This is a genomic window from Desulfobulbaceae bacterium DB1, from assembly GCA_001914235.1.
Classification (GTDB): Bacteria; Desulfobacterota; Desulfobulbia; order Desulfobulbales; family SURF-16; genus DB1.
On the sequence record MQUF01000016.1, the window covers coordinates 1 to 20,003 of the forward strand.

Genomic DNA, 20,003 nt, shown 5'->3' on the forward strand with positions numbered 1-20,003 from the left:
CTTGACTGCAAGACAAACAGGTCGAGCAGGTGCGAAAGCAGGTCTTAGTGATCCGGTGCTTCTGTATGGAAGGGCCGTCGCTCAACGGATAAAAGGTACGCCGGGGATAACAGGCTTATCGCGCCCAAGAGTTCACATCGACGGCGCGGTTTGGCACCTCGATGTCGGCTCATCGCATCCTGGGGCTGGAGCAGGTCCCAAGGGTTTGGCTGTTCGCCAATTAAAGCGGTACGTGAGCTGGGTTTAAAACGTCGTGAGACAGTTTGGTCCTTATCTGTTGCGGGCGTAGGATATTTGAGGAGATCTGTTCCTAGTACGAGAGGACCGGAATGGACGAACCTCTGGTGTTCCAGTTGTCGCGCCAGCGGCATAGCTGGGTAGCTATGTTCGGAAGGGATAACCGCTGAAAGCATCTAAGCGGGAAGCCCACTTCAAGATGAGATATCCCGTGGCGTAAGCCACCTGAAGGCTCGTTGGAGACCACAACGTTGATAGGTCAGGTGTGGAAGTGTGGCAACACATGGAGCTAACTGATACTAATAGGCCGTGCGGCTTGACCATATTTTTTCTTAAAGACTCACAGTGTCTACTAATAATTAAAAACCTGTTCGATTGTCACAGTTTTTATATATAAAACGTTCCAACGATCAAACGTTTGAACGCTACACGTTTGAACACTTTTTTTCTCGGCTAACACACCAGCCGAGGTATTGATTTTTTCGGTGGCCATTGCGAGAAGGATACACCCGTTCCCATTTCGAACACGGAAGTTAAGCTTCTCAGCGCCGATGGTACTGCCAGGGAGACTTGGTGGGAGAGTAGGTCGCTGCCGAATTCTTTCTTTTAGGCCCGTATGATCCTTATCCGATCATTCGGGCCTTTTTTTTTCGATTTTCCTTTGTGTAATTTTTTCCTTTGTGGTTAATCGATTGTTAGCCGTTAAAATTTCTCTTCAGGAAAGCGAATGGAAAGTCAGCCTTTGAGTGCATTGATACTAGCAGCCGGCAAGGGAACCAGGATGAAGTCCACCATGGCCAAGGTTCTCCATGAAGTGCATTTCCGGCCCATGATTCACCACGTGATTGATGCTGTATCTTCTCTTGATTTCGGTACAATTATCGTTGTTACCGGTCATCAGGCCGAGCAGGTTGAGGCGGCTTGCGCAGGGTATAATGTGATTTTTGCTCGCCAGCAGGAACAGCTCGGTACAGGTCATGCGGTGCTTGCCGCTGAAGCGGAACTCGCCCGGTCCGGCGGTGTTGTCATGATTTTGTGCGGGGATACGCCGCTGATTGGAGCTGATACGTTACGGCGGATGCTCCATCAGCATCTCCAGCGCCGGTCTGTTCTGTCCGTTATGACCACCATTGTCGACGATCCTACCCATTACGGCAGAATTATTGAGGATGCGCAGGGACACGTTGTCGCCATCGTTGAGGAGAAAGATGCAACTCCTGAACAGCGAAAAATTAAAAAAATTAATGCGGGTATTTATTGCGTTGATGTTTCATTTCTCCTTCATACGTTGAAGGGAGTCGGCAGCAATAACAAGCAGGGCGAAGTCTATCTCACTGATATTGTTGCCAAGGCTCATTCCGCCGGTTATGATACAACGAGCTTCCTCTGTTTGTGTGCCGACGAGACTTTAGGCGTCAATTCGCGCATGGAACTTGCCAGGGCGCATCAATTTATACAGAACAAAGTAAACGAGAAATTCATGTCCGCAGGTGTCACCCTCGTTCTTCCCGCCACTGTAACAATCGGCGCGGCAGCAACAATCGGCAGGGATACGGTAATTGATCCGGGAGTTTATGTGAAGGGCGAAACCGTGATAGGAGAAAATTGCCGCATTGGCCCCGGCAGTTGTCTGATTGACTGTCGTATCGGTGACAATGTTGTTCTTGGTGCCGGTTGTTACATCCACGGCGTCACCGTGGCAGAAAACACGATTCTCGCGCCGCACAGTCGTATTTGTGGAAAATTGGATGAGGCTTGTTTTATTTAGTTGAGATTTGTCGTTGTTGTCGCGTTCATGACACATTGCAAATGATGCTTAATAGTATACAGGAGGTTGAGTTGCTATGGAACAGAATGAAGATTTGATCCGTTTAGCCGAGGTTGTTGAGGATTTGTTGGCAAATTACAATCAATTAAAAAAAGAGAAGGCCGATCTTCTCCAGACCATCAGTGATAGAGATTGTCAGATCAAGGAGCTGGATGAGCAGCTCGGCCGTCTGCAAAACGAAAAGCATGACGTCTCAAAACGGGTCTCCGGTATTCTCAGTACGATTCAGGACTGGGAAAAGGGTCTGGTGAGCGAAGAAAAAAAAGAATCACCTGAAAATCCCCAGAAAGCAAAGTCCGAATCGATTGCGCACCTTTTTTCCATGGAAGCCTGATTATAAACCTGTTGCCTCTCGTTCTTTATTTTGGTAACAATCAGAAAACGGACAAAATTGTGCGTTCTGTTTGCTCCTTGACATTGACGAATTTATTTTGCAGGTGCCGTTTTGCAAAGATTAGTAAAATTTGAAGTGCTCGGCCAGGAATATTCGTTACACACTGATGCAACTGAAGAAGATGTCAGGGAAATTCTTGACCTTGTCAAGAACCAGCTTGAGGCGTATGCAAAATCAGCTTCCACGTTGCCCGCCAATAAGCTGGCTATTCTTACCAGTTTGAACATGGCCGGCAAATATGTGAAGCTCAAGAGGGAATTTGACACCTATAAACAGATGGTTGGTCAAACCGCTGACTTGATGAAAACTAAGATTGATAATACGCTGGAATTTAAGTAAGATAAAAAAAATAAAAATTCCCCTGCCTTACGCGTGATGTACAGTATAGTTGAGCCAACACGAACATCAAGGGACTCTCCGCTGATCCATAAAAGATGCTCCGCTCCGGTGGAAGAACTTGCGTGGATTACGAGCCTTGTCCCACCTAACTTGTTAGGTTCGATGTCGCTGTGCACACGGTTATGGCGGGGGGCTTTCGTGAATAATCTGTCACATGGCAGTTGATATAAAGGGTGCCTTTAATAAAGTTTTCCGGATCAGCTACATTTCCGTGGATAATTAGCAGGCATGGAATTGCTGATACTTGAATACAATCTTGATGATTGCGCCCCTTGATTGCATGAAAAAGATTTTTTCATGCAAACCATAATTAAGCAACATATAAACAAGCTGGTTCCTTCGTCTCTGTGGCGGGTATCAGTAATGATTGCAGGCGATTACCGGGAGATGCTCCCCTTGTTTTTGACGAATAGTGCTTACGCTAAAAGCCACGTTACTCCTGTGTTGACAGGTTTATATACATTTGTGATACCAACACGATGTCTCAGGCAAATCTTTCCTTTTGCACTGCAGCTCTTTCTGTTGGGGCCGACAGCTACCTGTTTCTGATGACTAGGGCATCAGTTGGATAAGATGTTTTCTTATCCAACATCTCCTTCCTTCCTGATATTTTCATTGCTGCGCTCCCCCCCTTCCGAGTGACCGATCCTGCTTTTGTTTTTTTTAAACTTATCAGGAGGTTGACTCCGTGACTCTTCCCCAAATAATCATTGTTGTATTGGCTTTGGCCGGCGGCACTATCGCAGGATTCATTCTTCACAAGAAGCTGCTTGGCGTTAAACGGCAGAATGTTGAAGAACAAGGGAAAAAACTTATTGAAAATGCCTTGCTCGAGGCGGAAAAGATAAAAAAAGAGGCATTGCTGCATGCCAAGGACGAAGAGTATCAGCTTAAACTGACCGCAGAGCAGGAGATTAAAGAACTCAAGTCCGCTGTTTTATCCGAAGAAAAACGCTTGACCCAAAAATCCGAACAGATTGAAAGGAAAATTGATCTGCTGGATAAAAGGGAAATCGATCTTCTTAATCGGGAAAAGTCACTGGCTTCCGAGGAAGCAAAAATTAATAATCGGCGTCGGGAAATTGATTCACTCGTCGAAGAACAACGGGCGCAGTTGGAGAAAATTTCCGGTATTTCCCGCGACGAAGCGAAGAAGCTGCTGACGGACAGCATTGAGAGTGAAGCCCGGATGGAGGCGGCCAAGGGTATCGTCCGTATCGAAAATGAGATGAAGATACAGGCTGACCGAAAGGCGAAAAACATTCTTGCCTTGGCAATTGCCCGTTATGCCGGAGAGTATGTGGCTGAAAAAACCGTTTCAGTCGTGCCCTTGCCCAATGATGAAATGAAAGGGCGAATAATCGGCCGCGAGGGAAGGAATATCCGGGCCATCGAGGCAGCAACCGGAATTGATGTGATTATTGACGACACGCCGGAAGCGGTTATTCTTTCCGGCTTCAATCCGGTTCGTCGCGAGATTGCCCGCCAATCCCTGGAGAGACTTATTACCGATGGTCGCATTCATCCGGCCAGGATTGAGGAAATCGTCGAAAAGGTCGGCAAGGAACTTGAAGTGACGATGCGGGAGGCCGGCGAGCAGGCAACCTTTGATGTCGGCGCTCATGGCGTTCATCTCGAGCTTATCATGCTGCTTGGTCGCTTGAAATACCGAACCAGTTATGGCCAGAATGTCCTGCAGCATTCCCTGGAGGTGGCTTTCCTCTGCGGCGTCATGGCCTCTGAGCTTGGGATCAACGTCAAGCAGGCGAAAAGAGCCGGTTTGCTGCATGATATCGGCAAAGCCGTTGATCATGAAATTGAAGGATCACATGCCAGCATCGGCGCCGAGTTGGCAAAAAAATATGGTGAATCCAGCGAGGTTGTCCATGCCATCGCGGCCCATCATGAGGATGTCCCGCCTGAAAGCATTCTTGATGTTCTTGTTCAGTCAGCGGACGCCCTTTCCGGTGCCCGGCCCGGTGCGCGCAAGGAAATGCTGGAAACCTATGTCAAGCGGTTGGAGGATCTGGAGAATATCGCCCAGTCGTTCCCGGGGGTGGAAAAGTCCTATGCCATACAGGCCGGACGTGAAATTCGCATTGTGGTCAACAGCGAGAATGTTTCCGATCCCGACGCGGTGATGATGAGCCGTGACATCGCGCGTAAAATCGAGAAGGAATTGACCTATCCCGGCCAGATACGGGTGACCGTGATCAGGGAAATGCGATCCGTTGAATATGCGAAATGATGTTTGAGTGAAGTTAGAATTCAGGAGTCGGAAGTCAGCATGAAAATGAGCATAGAAGAACAGGTGGCGCTCATTGAGCGCGGTGCGGTTGATGTCATTTCCCGTGACGATCTCGTCAGGAAACTGAAAAAATCCCAGGAAACGGGAGTTCCCCTGCGGGTGAAGGCGGGATTTGATCCTACCGCTCCGGACCTGCATCTCGGCCATACCGTGCTGATCCAGAAATTAAAGCATTTTCAGGATCTGGGGCACAACGTCATGTTTCTCATCGGTGATTTCACCGGCATGATAGGCGATCCCACCGGCAAATCCGAGACCCGCAAGCCTCTCACCCAGGACGATGTGGCGCGCAACGCTGAAACGTACAAAGAGCAGATTTTTAAAATTCTTGACCCGGAAAAAACCACGGTCATGTTCAACAGCCAATGGCTGGGGAAGATGACGTCCTATGATTTCGTCAAGCTGGCCTCCCATCTCACCGTTGCCCGCATGCTCGAGCGGGAGGATTTTCGCGAAAGGTTCGAAAATCAGCGGCCGATCAGCATTCATGAGTTTCTTTATCCGCTGATCCAGGGGTATGATTCCGTGGCCATGAAGGCGGATGTGGAGCTTGGCGGCACGGATCAGCTATTCAATGTTCTCATGGGCAGGGATTTGCAACGCGCGTGGGGACAGGAGCCCCAGGTGGTTATTACCATGCCCCTGCTGGAAGGCCTCGACGGGGTCAATAAGATGAGCAAGTCCCTGGGCAATTATATCGGCATAACGGACACGGCGGATGATATTTACGGCAAGATTCTGTCCGTCTCCGATGAACTGATGTTTCGTTATTACGATCTGCTCAGCGATTTGACAACCGAGCAGATCGCCTCACTGAAGTCGGACATGGATGCCGGCGCCATGCACCCGAAGGATGTAAAGAAAAAATTGGCCCGTGAACTAACCGCCCGTTTTTATGGCGCGGAATCCTCGCTGCGCGCCGAGGAGAATTTTGAGCGTATTTTCAAAAAACATGACCTGCCCGAGGACATTGCCGAGCTGGAAGTTGCTGCCGATGAACCTGCCATCTGGCTTCCTCGTTTGCTGACCATAGCCGGGATGGTTTCCGGCACCGGGGAAGGACGCAGGATGATTGCCCAGGGTGCGGTTACGGTCGATGGTGAAAAGGTTACGGATGTTGAAACCAAGGTGCAGTCCTCCGCTGCCGTGCTTCTCAAGGTCGGAAAACGTCGTTTCTGTCGGATAAAATTTGTTTGACACCCCCCTCCTTTTTATCCGTGACTGGGTTATTTGACCCAGTCACGGATGCGCCGTGTGTTTTTTTTGCGGGGATATGCCCCAGCTGTTTTTTTCATCTTTTCCCGTTGTCGGCGAGTCTTTTTTCTCTTTCTATTTTTCCCCTCACGCAATGCAATCCAGTCAATAAAATTACTCAATAGAAACAGGAAGTTGATTTTTTGTTTTCGTGCGGATCAGTTGTTTTATCGTCCGGGGGAATGAGAATTTCAGTTTTGCTGGATTGTTTTTTGGGAGGTATGTTTTTTGCAGTTTATAGTGACGCACGAAATGAATACATTTCGTTTCCCACCTTGCGTTTGCATGCAAAGGTCGGCAGCTTAGTTTTTTCGGCAATATGAGAAAGTGATTATGCGCCGTCAGGCGGGGGACTCGTTGTTTGCGAAACCTCATTCTCTAATTGCTTTATCTGGGAAAATAGGTAAGTTCATAGTATCAAGAAGATATTTTTCTTGCTTTGGGTAAGTCTGCAATTATTGATGAGGGAAACTTGTGGAAAGAGTCGTTTCTGATCTGCGATCGCTATATCGAAGTGCCAGGAGAATGGGGCGTTCCGACGAGGTCATGGTTCTTATGGATTATCTCGTGGAAGATATTGTCAGCTGCACCGATTTGGAACGTGTCCTCGTTCTGCGTCTTGATGATCGGGGGAAAAGTCTTCAGACCCAGGTTTTTTACGGGTTCCAGGATGTCGGCAGACGCCCTTTCCAGGTTGATTTCCAGCAGGTGAACGGCTTGTTGCGAAGGGTCTTTACCGACAGGGAGCCGCTGAATGTCGTCGGCTTTTCAGACTTGAAGGAGGAGAACTCCCCCCAGCCCCCCCGCGCCTGCGGCATACTGCGCGATGACTACCGAGGCAGGAATCATCTCAACAGAAGACAACGCGTCAATCTCTGTCTGCCCGATAATGCCATGCCGGATGTTGATCCCAATCAGTATTCGCGATTTCGTCATTTTTCGGTCATGAACCTGGACACCCATGATAAAACCGTCCATTATCTGATGGGAGAAGTGAACTCCTTTCTTATCCTTCCCATATGCGATGATAATGATTTTTACGGTTATGTTCTGGCGGATAAAGTCATCAGTCAGAAGCCGGTCACATACGATGAGATCAGGCTTTCCGCCGCAATAACCAGCCATGCGGCCCTTGCCGTCGGCCGGGCATTGAAGCAAAAAGAGATGCTGCGGAAGATTGCCCGCCAGCTTGCCGAGATCGAGTATCTGAAAAGTTTTTACGAAAGCATCATCCAGAATCTTCGCAGCGGCTTGATTACGGTTGATCAATTCATGAGAATTACCGATGTCAATCGGGCCGCCGAGATCATCCTCGGTTATCGTAAGGAGGAAATGCTCTCCCGCCAGCTTGATGATTTTCTTTCGCCCATGGATGGCAAGAAATGTCTTTTCCTTGATGCCGCAGATGAAATGGACAGCACCATGGGACATCTTTCCGAAGTGCCGATGAAAAAGAAAAGCGGTGAAATCTTTCCTGCCGAGGTCTGTTTCTCGGTTATTGCGGACAGCACCGATACGGTCACCGGTCTCAGTTGTATTTTCCGCGACATCACGGCAAAAAAAGTATTGGAGCAGGATCTTGCCCGGGTTGACAAACTGGCATCTCTGGGTGAAATGGCGGCGGGTGTTGCCCATGAGATAAAAAATCCCCTTGCCGGTATCTCCGGCGCCATGCAGATCCTGGCCCGTAACTTCAAGGAAGGCGACACGAATCATCTCATTTTTAATGAAGTGCAGAGTCAGGTGAAACGTCTGGACAATTTTATCAACAATCTTCTGCAGTTCGCCCGTCCGGGCCAATCCCAGTTTGCCGAGGTCGAGCTTGATAAGATTATTGATAAAGTTCTTTTTCTTTCGGCCTCGCAGTTGGAAGATAAGAAAATAAAGGTGGTGCGGGCCCTGGATGCTGATCTTCCCATGGCTCAGGGAGATGAGGGACAGTTGCAACAGGTTTTTCTCAACATCGTGTTGAATGCCATCGATGCCATGGCGCCGGGCGGCACCCTGACATTTCATAGTTGTGGACATGATGGCGGGGGTGCGGTGAAATCGTGTGCGAGTCCGGTGTGTCATTACCTCAATGGCAAACATGTGCGGGTTGCGGTGCAGGACAGCGGCAAGGGGATAGATCCGACATCAATGGAATCCATTTTCAACCCTTTCCATACAACAAAAAGTACCGGTACCGGACTCGGTTTGTCTATTTCCCAGCGGATCCTTGAGCAGCATGGCGGGACTATTTTTGTTGAGAGTGAGCCGGGGGTCGGATCGACATTTATTGTTTGTCTGCCGGTTGCCCGGGGTGGAGAGGCGGGCGAATTTGCCCAAAAAAGCATCTGATTTTCTTTCGTTCTCCGTCGATCGAACAGAACTGTTTCGTCCTGTCGGTAAGTTGTGCACATGTTGATGTTTTCCAATTCGAAGGTAACAAAAGTCTTTTTCGGGATTTTGAAATTCGCCGATGAAGCTATAAATCGGCGCCTCTTGCCGCACATCTACCTGAAAGGCCCGACGGAATGCAACTTGTAAAAAGTGAGATTATGATAGAACATCGCATACTTGTGGTTGATGATGAAAAGTTGGTCTGCTGGTCGTTGAGCCAGATGTTGAGCGGCGCGGGTTTTGTCGTGGAAACCGCCATGAGCGGCGCGGAAGCCAGGAAAAAGTTTCATGATTTTATTCCGGAAATGGTCTTGCTGGATGTTCGTCTTCCCGACGCCAACGGCGTTGATCTGCTCGGTGAATTCAAGGCACTGGAGGAAGATGTTGTCGTTATTATGATCACCGCCTATGCTGATGCCGATTCAGCGGTCAATGCCTTAAAGCGCGGGGCGGACGATTATATCGGCAAACCCTTTGATGTGGACAATATCCGCCATATTGTCGAGAAGGCCTTTGAGAAACGGCAACTGCGCACCGAGGTTGATTATTTCAGACGGGAAATCCGTAAAAAATATGATTATGACAATCTGATCGGCAATTCACCGAAGATGATCGAGGTGTTTAAGATGATCAAGGTGTGCGCCGAAACCGATGCCAAGATCGTTCTCATTCTTGGCGAGTCGGGCACGGGAAAGCAACTGGTGGCCCGGGCCATTCATTATCACAGTGCCCGTTCCCAGTCACCCTTTATCGAAATCAACTGCGCGGCCATTCCCGAAAATCTGCTGGAAAATGAACTTTTCGGCCATGAACGCGGTGCCTATACCGATGCGTCGGCAAGCCACAAGGGCATTTTCGAGTCGGCTGCCGGGGGAACGGTTTTTCTCGATGAAATTGGCGATATGCCCCTGCAGATGCAGGCAAAAATTCTCAAGGTCATTGATTCCAAACAATTTCGCCGGCTCGGGGGGGCCAAGGACAGGGATGTCGACGTCCGCATCATTGCCGCAACCAACCAGGATCTGCCCGGCATGGTAAAGGATAACCAGTTCCGCGGCGATCTTTTTTTTCGACTTAATGTGATGAATATTCCCCTTGCCCCATTGCGCGAGCGGAAAGAGGATATTCCTTCCCTGGCAAATTATTTTATCGGCAGATTAAACGAAGAGTATGGCCGGGCGGTCGACGGTATTACGCCTGAGGCCCTTGCCTGTCTTCAGCGTTATGAGTGGCCCGGTAATGTACGGGAAATGCGGAATGCCATGGAACGCGCCATGATGCTTGAGCCGGGCACCGTTATTACGCACGAGTTTTTTAATCAGCAGATCAGGGAATGTGCCCACGCTCAATCGGATGGGCTGAAACCCTCTCCCGTCAATGGGGCGCCGGCCGTGGGTGAGGATGGTTATATTACCCTTCCTCCCGGCGGCATCTCCATCGAGGAGGTGGAAAAGACGCTTATTGAGCAGGCCCTGGACCGTTTTAACGGCAATCAAACCAAGGCGGCTCATTGCTTGCGCATGTCACGTGATACCCTGCGTTACCGTATTAAAAAATTCGGCCTTCAGTCCATTGGCCGGGATGAATAACGGGTATTTTTCCGCCATTTTTCGTGTTGCTTCCCTCCTTTCCCTGCGCCGGACGTGCGTCTTTCTTGCCGGTTTCCTCGCTTTTTGTTTAATGTGTTCTCCCTTGTCTGCCCAGACGGTGAAAAATGGAAAGTTCGCGGCTCCTTCTTCGCGTTATCAGGTGGTGGCGGTTTATTCCCATGACCCGTCTTTTTTTACCCAGGGACTTGCCTATGACGAGGGGATGCTTTACGAAGGAACGGGCCGGTATGGGCAATCCATCTTATGCCGCCGCTCCATTGACGGCAAGATTAATGGAATCAGGCGGCTGCCGCCTTATTTTTTCGGGGAAGGAATCACCGTCTTTCAGGACCGGATCATTCAGCTCACCTGGAAATCCCGCCGGGGATTTGTCTGGGACAAGAAGAATTTGCAATTGCAACGTTCTTTTGCCTATCCAACGGAAGGCTGGGGTATCACCCATGACGGGCATTCCCTGATCATGAGTGACGGCAGCGCAATGCTGACCTATCTTCATCCGGAATCCTTCGACCTGGAAAAGAAAATTCACGTCACTGAGCAAGGCAGGGAAATTGTCCGTCTCAATGAACTGGAATATGTCAAGGGTGAGATATGGGCGAACATCTGGAAGGAAAAAAAGATTGCCCGCATTCATCCGGCGAGCGGCCGGGTGATCGGCTGGATTGACCTGACGGAGCTTGTCGATTCGTCCGCCCCCCCGGGGGAAGACAGCGTACTGAACGGCATTGCCTATGACCCGGAGGGCGAGAGGGTTTTTGTCACGGGGAAATATTGGGACAGGATGTTTGAAATCAGGGTGTCTTCTCCCTGATCCGTTTTTTTTCACTCGGACTGGAACGATTTCATCAACCGTCCCGGAACACGTCAATATGCGTTGATGCAAGGGGGGGCTTCCAAAAAAAGGAAGCCCCCCTTGTTGTTTCAGGGGATTACAACCTTGAGCGAAGGTTCCTCAAGATAGGTATAGGTGTAATTGTTGTAGTTCTGGTCGTAAGCCACGACCTTGATGTAATAGGTGCCGGATCGGGCATACTGGTGAGAAGTCGGGATTATCGGGGCATCGAGGATCGTTGTTTTCCTGTCTCCCCAGTAAAAATAGACCCTGGCCAGCGGGACTCCGGTTGTGGTCGTCGGCGGCACCGTTACGGTGGCGGTTCGTGTTGCCTGATCGACCGTCGCTCCCAGCGTCACCTCGCCCGTGTCTATAATTTCCTTGGCGGTTACGGAATTTATTTTGTCCTCATTCATGGAATGATTCTTGGCGTCCCAGACATTCCAGGTGACCTGATAGGTGCCGGGTGCCGGATAAATGTGGCTGGTGGCGCAGTTGCCGGATTCATCGACGGAGCCGTCGCCCCAGTCAAAGGTGCAGGTGTAGGGAAGATTGCAGGGGGGTGTCCCGCAGTCGGTGACGTTCACCTGGAAGTTGACTTCGTTTGATTCATCTCCCTGGGTGATGGACGGGGAGGCGTAGAGGTAGAAATTACCCCAGCGGATCGGGGTGTTGAAACCATAGTAGGCGTGACAGGAGTTGGTGGAGCAGGTTCCGCCTCCGGCGTCATATTCATAGACAAGATTGAGCAGGCGATCCTGGCCGTTGGCGAAAAAGGTCGGAGCACCGATGACATCATACCAGCCGTTGCCGTGATTGCCGGTGGGGGCAATGGCTGTGTTGTCGGTGGTGGTGCCGTAATGACAGATTTTGCAGGTAAATCCGGCCATGATGTGGCGCTGATGACTGTTTGATTTGGGTTGATCCTGGGCATAGGCCGGCGGGTAACTGTGGCAGGAGGCGCAGTCCGTGCTGCCGGTTGTCCAGGACGGAGACGGCTGATTGGCGAGCTCTCCCGTGGACACCGAGGTGCCGTCACTGTGGCAGTAAACCACGCAACTCATGGAACCTCCCGTTGTTATCGACGTGCCGTTGGTGCCCTCATAGCTGTATGCCGGGTTCAGGGTTTTGCCGTCGTAGGCGTTGCCCGCCGTATTTTGACCGGCAATGTCAAAGCCGATCTGCAGCCTGTAGTCATCAACAATGGGAGTTGCCGGCATTCCGTCGTAATGGCAGGTTTCACAGGAAATGCCGTTGTCCACCGCATGGGTTGCATGTGCGCCGGCGCTTGTTGCGCCGGTGGGTTCCGGATTCCAGATCAGCCCGTCCTGCTGCACACCGTCGACAATTGGGGGAAATCCATGGCAGGCGTTACAGCTCGGACGGAAACCGAGTTCGTGCTCGTGGCAGGTAACGCAGGATTCACCGTTGAAGTGGTTTGCCCGGCTGCCGTCGTTGCGCCAATATTTGGTCTGGGTATGGCAGACCTGGCAGATGCCGGTGGGGCTGGCATCATTTCCCGTGCCCGTTTCATCATGGGCGAAACCGGACGGCCCGGGAAAAATGACGGGCAACGCGCCAATTGTCGGCTTGATATACTGGCCGTAAAGGATTTTGAAATCACGCACGGTGCCGATGTGACTGATTTCTCCCTGCACGGTGATACTCGTCGCGTCGGCGGCAAGGATTTCCGAAGAAAAATCAACATATTCTCCCTGTTCATTTTCCCACGTCAATCCTTCACTCATGAAAAGCAGCCCTCGCTCCGCTCCGGTTTTGGCGTTCCAGGCGACGGGATCTTGCCAGGCGGGATCGTTTACGGTCAAGCTGTTTATGGTAAAGGTGGTGGTGCCGCCTCCGGAGGTGTAGCCGCTGAATGTGCCCGAGACAAGCGGGGTGGCGCACTGGTCCGACACATGGGGATTATGACAGTCAACGCATGATCGTTGCCAGACTCCGTATTTTTCGCTTTGCATGACGGCGCTGGAGTGGGTAAGCATGGCGGGCGCGCTGGTTTTCGAATAGTTTCCCCCGCTGCTGTTGTTGTGGCAAAAGCCGCAGTCCGTCGGGGGGTCCATGTGATTTTGGTGGCAGTCAATACAGTCGATTTCATGGGAAAGCCAGTGCGGGGCGGCATTGGCATGGGCAATTTGCGGCAGCGTTACTGTTCCCAACACCAGCAGGCTGTTTATTATGATCTTTTTCATTGTATGTTTTCTCCTTCAGATCAGTTTTGCGGAACAGTTACGGGAATGTTGGCATGGAACTCCGGGTAGGTGATGACATTGTCATATACGCCGTAGCGGATATAGTAGGTCCCCGGGCTGCTGTAGGTGTAACTGAACTGCTGGCCGGAAGGCGTATCGGCAAGAGGCGGATTGAAGGGGTAGGTGACAAAGCCTCCGGGACCCCAGTCGATGATCGCCTGTCCCGAACCGGAATGGCCGCAGGCCGCATAGTCGGGGTCATAGGACTGATCCGTCAGGGTGACCGTGAAGCCGTTGACGGAAGCGGTTACCGCGACCGTCGGCAGGATATTCGGGCTGCTGGTGAAACTTACCGTTGTTGTCAGGTTGTTCGACCTGCGGCCCGAGGCGTCCCTCACATAGGAGGTGATTGTTTTCGAGGTTGCGGTGTCGAGATAGGTGTGGGTCTGGATCCGGTCCGGCCCCGTATAGTCAAAGATCCCGTCGCTTTCCCAGTCGATAAAATAGGTGTATGGCGCGGTGCCGGAAGAGGCGGTGAGGGTCAGCGTGATATCGCCGCAGACCAAGCCGGCGGTGTAAGAGGCATTGGCGCTGATCGGTGAGCTTGAACCCCAGGAGATGGTTTCCGACATCAAGCCCCGGTGGCAGGTAATATTGGAGCAGGTACCGCCGGCCGGGTCAAAGGTGTAGGTGAAATTAACCGGAATCAGGGTTCCGCTGTTCTGCCGGTATATGACGTTGGTGTCCGGGACAACGTTGTACTCCCGGTTCACATGGTTTCCTTTATTGGTAATCGTCGATCCGTCCGTGGTTGTTGTAAAATGGCAGACATGGCACGGGTTGGCATCGAGATTGAGAGAACTGTCGAACAACTGGAGGTGGCGGGCATGTCTGTTCGCCTTCGGAGATCCGGCAGGGTATGCCGGGCCGTAGTCATGACAGGATGAGCAGTTCGTTGAGCCGTCCCAGGCCGGGGAGCTCTGATGGGGGCCGGGATAGGTTGTCGGGTCGGCAAAGCTTGTCGCAACCGCGGTACCGTTGCTGTGGCAATAAAAGTTTTCACAGGTGGTAGCGGTTCCGGCCGCGATGGTTGTTCCGTTTGTTCCCTGATATGTGTATGGGCCGGCCAGGGTTTGTCCGTTATAGATGGAGCCTGAACCGGAAAAGCCGCGCACGTCAAAGCCCATTTGGATACGGTAATCGTCGGAGATCGGGCTGTCCGGCATGCCGCCGTAATGACAGGTGTAACAGGAGTAACCGTAACCGCTTGGATCGGCATGGATCCCATGGGCACCGGCACTTGTGGAGCCGGTCAATGCCGGGATCACGACAAGTCCGTCTTCCGCTTGCGGGGCATCGACCACAGGGGGGTATCCATGGCAGGCAATGCAGTTCGGCCTGAAACCGTCCTTGTGTTCATGGCAGAGCACGCAACTGTACGATGCATTATGGCCGTCGCCGAATGCGGCGGTGTAATGGTTTGTGGATGTGTGGCAGACCTGGCAGACTCCATCAAAGGGGGCTGTTGATCTCGCATAATCTGTTCCGGTGGCGTTGGCGGTGAAAGAAACGGCAACGGTGCTCACCGGAATGCCGAACTCGCCGTCTGACTCTTTTGACACTGCGTCGTGGATCATGGCGATATTGGTGTCGCCATGCGGGTCATGGCAGTCCCAGCAGAAGGAGCCGCCGTCGCTCAGCTCGTTATGGCGCCCACCCGCGTGATTTTTGTCGATTTTCACCACCGAGGTGATTGCAAAGAAATTTGTTTCACTTCCATCAGGATCATAACCGGGTGCGTTTCCGGCATGGCAGACGAGGCAGACGCTGTTCTGTCCGTCGGCACCCGCGGTGCCGGTGTTGGCCAGCCTGAAAGGATTGGCCGGGTCTCCGTGCCGGATATCGGTCTTGTGGCAATAGTCGCAGGCATTGCCGATGGCGGTCCCGCCGTGACCGTTTGTCTGCCAGTCGACCGTGTCGATGACTGCGGCGATGAAGTTCATCTGGAAATCATTGACATCCCCCGCGCCGAGATGGCAACTTGCACAGGTGCCCTGCGGTTTAGTCGGTGTCCGGCAACCGGTGGTTTCGTGGCAGTCCATGCACGCTCCCATGGCAACAACAGGCGTCGCCACGAACGCAAAGCCGGCCAATAAGCAGGTTGTTGCAATTTTCTTTTTCTTCACTTTTCCCTTCCCCCCCCAATTTTGATTTGACTCCGGAAAAAGTTTTGGTTCTTCCGGGTTGTTAGGCAAAAAGTCATAATGTAATGCCGCAAAAAACGTGCCGTTTTGTTAGGTTGTGGGAGGTAATTTTGGTAAATTGCTGATTTGATGAAATAAAAAAAACAAAGTCAAATGGGGGCAGATGGCGGTTGCTGGGGGATTTGCACAGAAATGGGGCTATATGGCCCAATAGCAGGGTATTTCACCCTGTTGTAAAGGGGTTGACGGTTTACAGTTTCGGGAAGTGAAATTCTCTCCTTTGCTGCAAACCGTCACCCGTCAATGAGAAACTTAGGGATAGGTGTATGTCGGGCCGCCGTCATGGCTGATCCCATGACAGAGAAGGGCGCACCTGCCGGAACGGGTGCCGAGATCGTCAAAAATCGGTGTTGTATTCGTCCCATAGGGGGAAACAATGGCCGCATCGAAGTTGATCAGATGGGTATGGTCGCCGTTGCCGTCATTTTGCACCCCGTGCGGGTCATGGCAGGCGGAACAGGGCGCCCCGTGCTTAACCACGTGTCCCCTGTGACCGGCGTCGCGTGGTTCACCGTCTGCATTGTAATCGCTGGCATTGTAAAAACCCTGGTCGTCGAGCAGTTTGGTGCGGTCGTGACAGCGGTAACAAAGGGCATACGCGGTTTCACTTTCCGGCTGTCCGTCAAAGGTGTCATAGCGCTGCCGGAGAATCGGCCGGTAAATTGAGCCATGGGGGCCGCGTGGCCCGCTTCCGCCGATGGCGGCGGAGTCATTGCCGTCATGGCAGTCGATGCAGCGTATCATGCTGGAGGCGGTCAGTTCCGGTTCATGGGTGCTGGGCAAACTCGGCATGTCCGGGTTGCGGCCGATGGCGACAACCGGGTGATACGAAGGGTTGGAGGGAGAAAATTCATTAATGGTGTTGTTTTCGTTGAGCCAGCGGGTGATAAGGGGGATGGAGTTGCTGGAGTCGCCATGGCATTTGAAGCAGAGCTCGTATTCATAAACCAGCGGATCGATGACAACCGTATTTTTATCCTTGCCGGCAACCCCGGTCAACCGACCCGAGGCATTGGGAACCACGGCCTGATCGCTGTTGACGGCATGCGGATTGTGGCAGTCAACGCATTCCACATGGCCCTGCAGAAAGGTCAGATCTTCCGCCGGATCATGGGCGTTTCCCGTGATATCGATGGTGGTTGCCTCAATCGGATGATGGGACATCTTGGTGAACTGGGATTTGATGTCCAGACTCGCCACTGTTCCGTCATGACAGGGGTAGCAGTTTTTTTCTTCCTCAAGCTGGTGCAGCAGTCGCTTTGCCCCTCCGGCCCCGTGGGGTGTATGGCAGCTTGCGCAGGCGTGTTCCGCGACGGTGCGGGGAATTGCCATTTCACCTTTCATCCATGTTTTCGACGATGTGGCATGGCTTGATCCGCTCCAGCCGGTAATATTGGTATGGCAGGTGGTGCAGAGGGCGGAATATTGATTACCCATGACAAGAAATTTGCCAAAGGTGTCATCGTGCGGATCGTGACAGGTTGTGCAATGGATATTGCCGGTTCCGTAAGTGCGCAGGCCCGGCGGGATAATCGGCGACAGCTCCGGATTGGGAAGCGCTTCGTAATAGTTGAAGGAAACGGGATGATCGTTGGAGATATTGGTGCCGAGATTGCTGCGTCGGGCGGTGAGTTCCATATTCATCTGAATGCCTTCCGCCGGCTGCAGAACATTGCCCAGGGCAATGGTGCCGTCGTGGCAGCTGAGGCAGAGGCGGGTCGGACCCGCCGGCTGCTGGGGAGCGGCGCTTAAGGTGCTGCTTTCGTAAAGGGTATAGTTTGTCGGTTGCAGGTTCCTGTTCCACAGCGGGGTATAGGGGGCGGCGTTGTGGGGGGTATGACAGAAAATGCAGATGCGATCCTCGGTGAGCGCGCGAATCTCTCCCGGTCCGGTAACGGACAGATTGTGCTTGGAATCGACGATGCTCATCCCCGCGTTCGCGGTTCCCGTGAGAAGCTGGTATAAAAGAAGAATGGCAAAGGGGCTGACCTGTTTCATTGCACCGCACCTCATTTGCTGGGCTCTTTCCGGGCTTGCGGCCCTGTCAGGAGTTCAAAAATTTGAATACGCCGGTTATAGGTGTCACAGACGTAAAGCAGGTTGGCGACTGTATCGACGAAAAGCCCGGAAGGCATCCAGAACTGACCGGGGCCGTTTCCCTGTGAGCCGATGGCGAGCAGATAGGTGCCCTGACGGTCAAAGATCTGGATAGTATCGAAAAGTGTTTCAGCCACATAGATAAAGCCGTTGGCATCGGCGCCGATTCCCTTTGGGCTGGCGAAGTCTCCCGAGCCGTTGCCGTGCCGACCGAAAGCGCTCCAGGTACCGTTGTCGGGATTGTGGATCTGGGCGCGGAAATTCATGGAGTCGCTGACGTAAATGTTCCCGGACGGGTCGGAACCCAGGTGGGTGGGGAAATTAAGAAATCCTGTTTTCTCTCCCCGCGAGCCGACTGCGGTAATGAATTCGCCCAGACGACTGAAAACCAGGATCCGGTGAGTCAGGGTGTCGGAAACGTAAATGCGTTTATCGAGTGGGTTGAAGGTAATGCCGGTGGGGCGTCCCAGTGGGTTGCCGGCTGCCTCGGAAATCGACTTGAGATGATTGCCGCTGGCGTCGTAAATGACAATTTTATTGATCTGCGAGTCGGTGACATAGAGATTGCCCGCATCATCAAAAGCGACTCCCACCGGTGACTCAAGTCGTTGCCGTTCCCCGGCCATGACGATCATTTTGTATTCTTTCAGTGCCGGAATGAACAGGTGAACTCCCTGGCGTTCCTGGTCGGCGATGGCCATGCGGTCGTCCGGTCCGATTGTCACCGCAACGGGCCGGAGTATTTTTCCAGCCGGGCTTTTCCCGACAAGAATGGTGGCCAGCGATCTGCCTGTCGGTTCAAACTCCCTTATTTCTCCGACATAGCGAACCTTGCCGTCCGCACCCGGTGGCCAGCGGATCTCATCTCCACTTTTCACGGTGACCGGCTGCCATTCGACGGCGGCGCAACCGGCCAGGATTCCGGAGATAAGGAGCGCGAAGAGAAAAAAAGATACGAAAGAGAGTGGGCTTTGTTTCATCATGGTATGGTTTGCGGTTTACGGTTGACGTGCCTTTCGTTGATCTTTAGGCACTTCATTCGTCAACTTCTCATTTCCCTTCATCCTTCAAGAGTTCATGGGTAATTTTGATATCCGCGCTTTTCACCAGATTATTGCGCCATTCCGTCAGCATTTCCTGGCGTTTGTTCCGTTTCAGTTGCGCGGAGATTGCCGACTTGGCCTGATCCGCCGGGGTTTCCACGGCAGGTTGGTAATGGTCAAGTTTGATCAAATGGAGAGTGCCGTCAATGACAAGGGGGCCGGACAGGGTGCCGGGTTGCATTTTTCTGGCCGCTTCATAGAGCCCTGCTCTGTCCTGGGGAGAAACGCTGACTCCGCTTTCCACAACAAAGCCGTCGGGTGCGAGCCCGCTGGGAGTATTGTTGTGTTCCTCGGTAATTTTTTTTGCTGTTTCTTCCACCTTTTTGACGGCGGCAGGGTCGTTGGGATCAAGAAAAAAGATGACGTCGGTGATGGTCACCTGTTCCGGAGCGGTGAACTGGGCCTTATTGGCATTGTAGACCTTGTCCACCTCCTCCGGGCTGACCATTGCTTTTCGGTAAACGTCCTGGTTGATGGCCTCTCTGACGACAAGGAAGCGGCTGATTTCGTTTGTGACATCAGCAATCGTCTTTTTTTGTTCCGCCAGCGATTTGTCAAAGGATTCCCGGCCCCCGGCGGCGCTGATTTTCGCATCAAGATGTTTCTGCACTGCCGCCGGATCGGCCGTGATGCCGAGGGATATGCCTTTTTGGTAGGCAAGTTCTTCCATGGCCAGTTCCTGCAGGGCATCATAGCGGAGCTTGCGGCTCATTTCGGCGGACATCTCCCGTCCGCCGTAGCCGCCCCGCGTCATGAGGGTCATGATGGACTGCATCAGTTCCCCCATGGTGATTTCCCGGCCGTTGACATTGGCGACAATGATGTTGGTGTTGCCCTGGTGGCCCATGAGAGCCGGGTCCAGGGTGTCAGACTCTCCGCCATGGGGAGAAGTCATGCCCGATCCGCCCTCCGGCGCGCCCATGCCCTTGAAGGCAGGCGAGAGAGAGGGGGTCGCCAGCAGCAATCCGGCCGTGATGGAGGTCATAAGAAGAAATTTTTTGGTGAAGATGCGTTTCATTATTTGTCCTTTTTTGAAGTATCGATTTTCTGGTGCGAGAGGTTTATTTTGACTCCGGATTCCTGACTCC

At 52.2% G+C, this 20,003-nt stretch carries 13 protein-coding genes and 2 rRNA genes; 10 read left to right on the plus strand and 5 right to left on the minus strand.

What is annotated here, in order from left to right; translation table 11 throughout:
- The 10 genes from BM485_13700 to BM485_13745 all read left to right on the plus strand — a co-directional run.
- Nucleotides 1–564: ribosomal RNA gene (locus tag BM485_13700) — 23S ribosomal RNA — on the plus strand; the annotation flags it as partial.
- A 154-nt stretch (nucleotides 565–718) separates the two neighbouring features.
- Nucleotides 719–835: ribosomal RNA gene (gene rrf, locus BM485_13705) — 5S ribosomal RNA — on the plus strand.
- Between the two features lie 129 nt (nucleotides 836–964).
- Nucleotides 965–2,005 carry a hypothetical protein gene (locus tag BM485_13710; GenBank protein ID OKY74317.1) on the plus strand — a complete coding sequence of 347 codons (1,041 nt, stop codon included), beginning with the start codon at nucleotides 965–967 and terminating at the stop codon, nucleotides 2,003–2,005.
- A 76-nt stretch (nucleotides 2,006–2,081) separates the two neighbouring features.
- Nucleotides 2,082–2,399, plus strand: coding sequence for a hypothetical protein (locus tag BM485_13715; protein OKY74318.1), 318 nt, complete (start codon nucleotides 2,082–2,084; stop codon nucleotides 2,397–2,399).
- Between the two features lie 111 nt (nucleotides 2,400–2,510).
- The gene (locus BM485_13720) at nucleotides 2,511–2,798 is read left to right on the plus strand and encodes a cell division protein ZapA (protein OKY74319.1); all 288 of its coding nucleotides are present in this window, start codon (nucleotides 2,511–2,513) and stop codon (nucleotides 2,796–2,798) included.
- A 748-nt stretch (nucleotides 2,799–3,546) separates the two neighbouring features.
- Nucleotides 3,547–5,106 (plus strand): ribonuclease Y, encoded by a 1,560-nt coding sequence (locus BM485_13725; protein OKY74320.1) that lies wholly within the window; start codon nucleotides 3,547–3,549, stop codon nucleotides 5,104–5,106.
- Between the two features lie 45 nt (nucleotides 5,107–5,151).
- Nucleotides 5,152–6,363, plus strand: coding sequence for a tyrosine--tRNA ligase (locus tag BM485_13730; protein ID OKY74415.1), 1,212 nt, complete (start codon nucleotides 5,152–5,154; stop codon nucleotides 6,361–6,363).
- Nucleotides 6,364–6,945: 582 nt separating this feature from the next.
- The gene (locus tag BM485_13735; GenBank protein ID OKY74321.1) at nucleotides 6,946–8,760 is read left to right on the plus strand and encodes a hypothetical protein; all 1,815 of its coding nucleotides are present in this window, start codon (nucleotides 6,946–6,948) and stop codon (nucleotides 8,758–8,760) included.
- Nucleotides 8,761–8,960: 200 nt separating this feature from the next.
- The gene (locus tag BM485_13740; GenBank protein ID OKY74322.1) at nucleotides 8,961–10,391 is read left to right on the plus strand and encodes a DNA-binding response regulator; all 1,431 of its coding nucleotides are present in this window, start codon (nucleotides 8,961–8,963) and stop codon (nucleotides 10,389–10,391) included.
- Nucleotides 10,392–10,482: 91 nt separating this feature from the next.
- On the plus strand, nucleotides 10,483–11,223 hold the full coding sequence (locus tag BM485_13745) for a hypothetical protein (GenBank protein ID OKY74416.1): 741 nt from the start codon (nucleotides 10,483–10,485) through the stop codon (nucleotides 11,221–11,223).
- A gap of 110 nt (nucleotides 11,224–11,333) precedes the next feature.
- On the opposite strand, the gene BM485_13750 is transcribed toward BM485_13745, so the two are convergent.
- The 5 genes from BM485_13750 to BM485_13770 form a co-directional block, all read right to left on the minus strand.
- Nucleotides 11,334–13,451 (minus strand): hypothetical protein, encoded by a 2,118-nt coding sequence (locus BM485_13750; protein OKY74323.1) that lies wholly within the window; start codon nucleotides 13,449–13,451, stop codon nucleotides 11,334–11,336.
- A gap of 20 nt (nucleotides 13,452–13,471) precedes the next feature.
- On the minus strand, nucleotides 13,472–15,637 hold the full coding sequence (locus BM485_13755; protein ID OKY74324.1) for a hypothetical protein: 2,166 nt from the start codon (nucleotides 15,635–15,637) through the stop codon (nucleotides 13,472–13,474).
- Between the two features lie 330 nt (nucleotides 15,638–15,967).
- Complete coding sequence (locus BM485_13760; protein OKY74325.1) at nucleotides 15,968–17,713, minus strand: hypothetical protein; 1,746 nt, start codon at nucleotides 17,711–17,713, stop codon at nucleotides 15,968–15,970.
- An 11-nt stretch (nucleotides 17,714–17,724) separates the two neighbouring features.
- Complete coding sequence (locus tag BM485_13765) at nucleotides 17,725–18,795, minus strand: hypothetical protein (protein ID OKY74326.1); 1,071 nt, start codon at nucleotides 18,793–18,795, stop codon at nucleotides 17,725–17,727.
- Nucleotides 18,796–18,862: 67 nt separating this feature from the next.
- A complete protein-coding gene (locus tag BM485_13770) occupies nucleotides 18,863–19,933 on the minus strand; it encodes a hypothetical protein (protein OKY74327.1) in 1,071 nt (356 codons plus the stop codon).
- Between the last annotated feature and the right edge of the window lie 70 nt (nucleotides 19,934–20,003).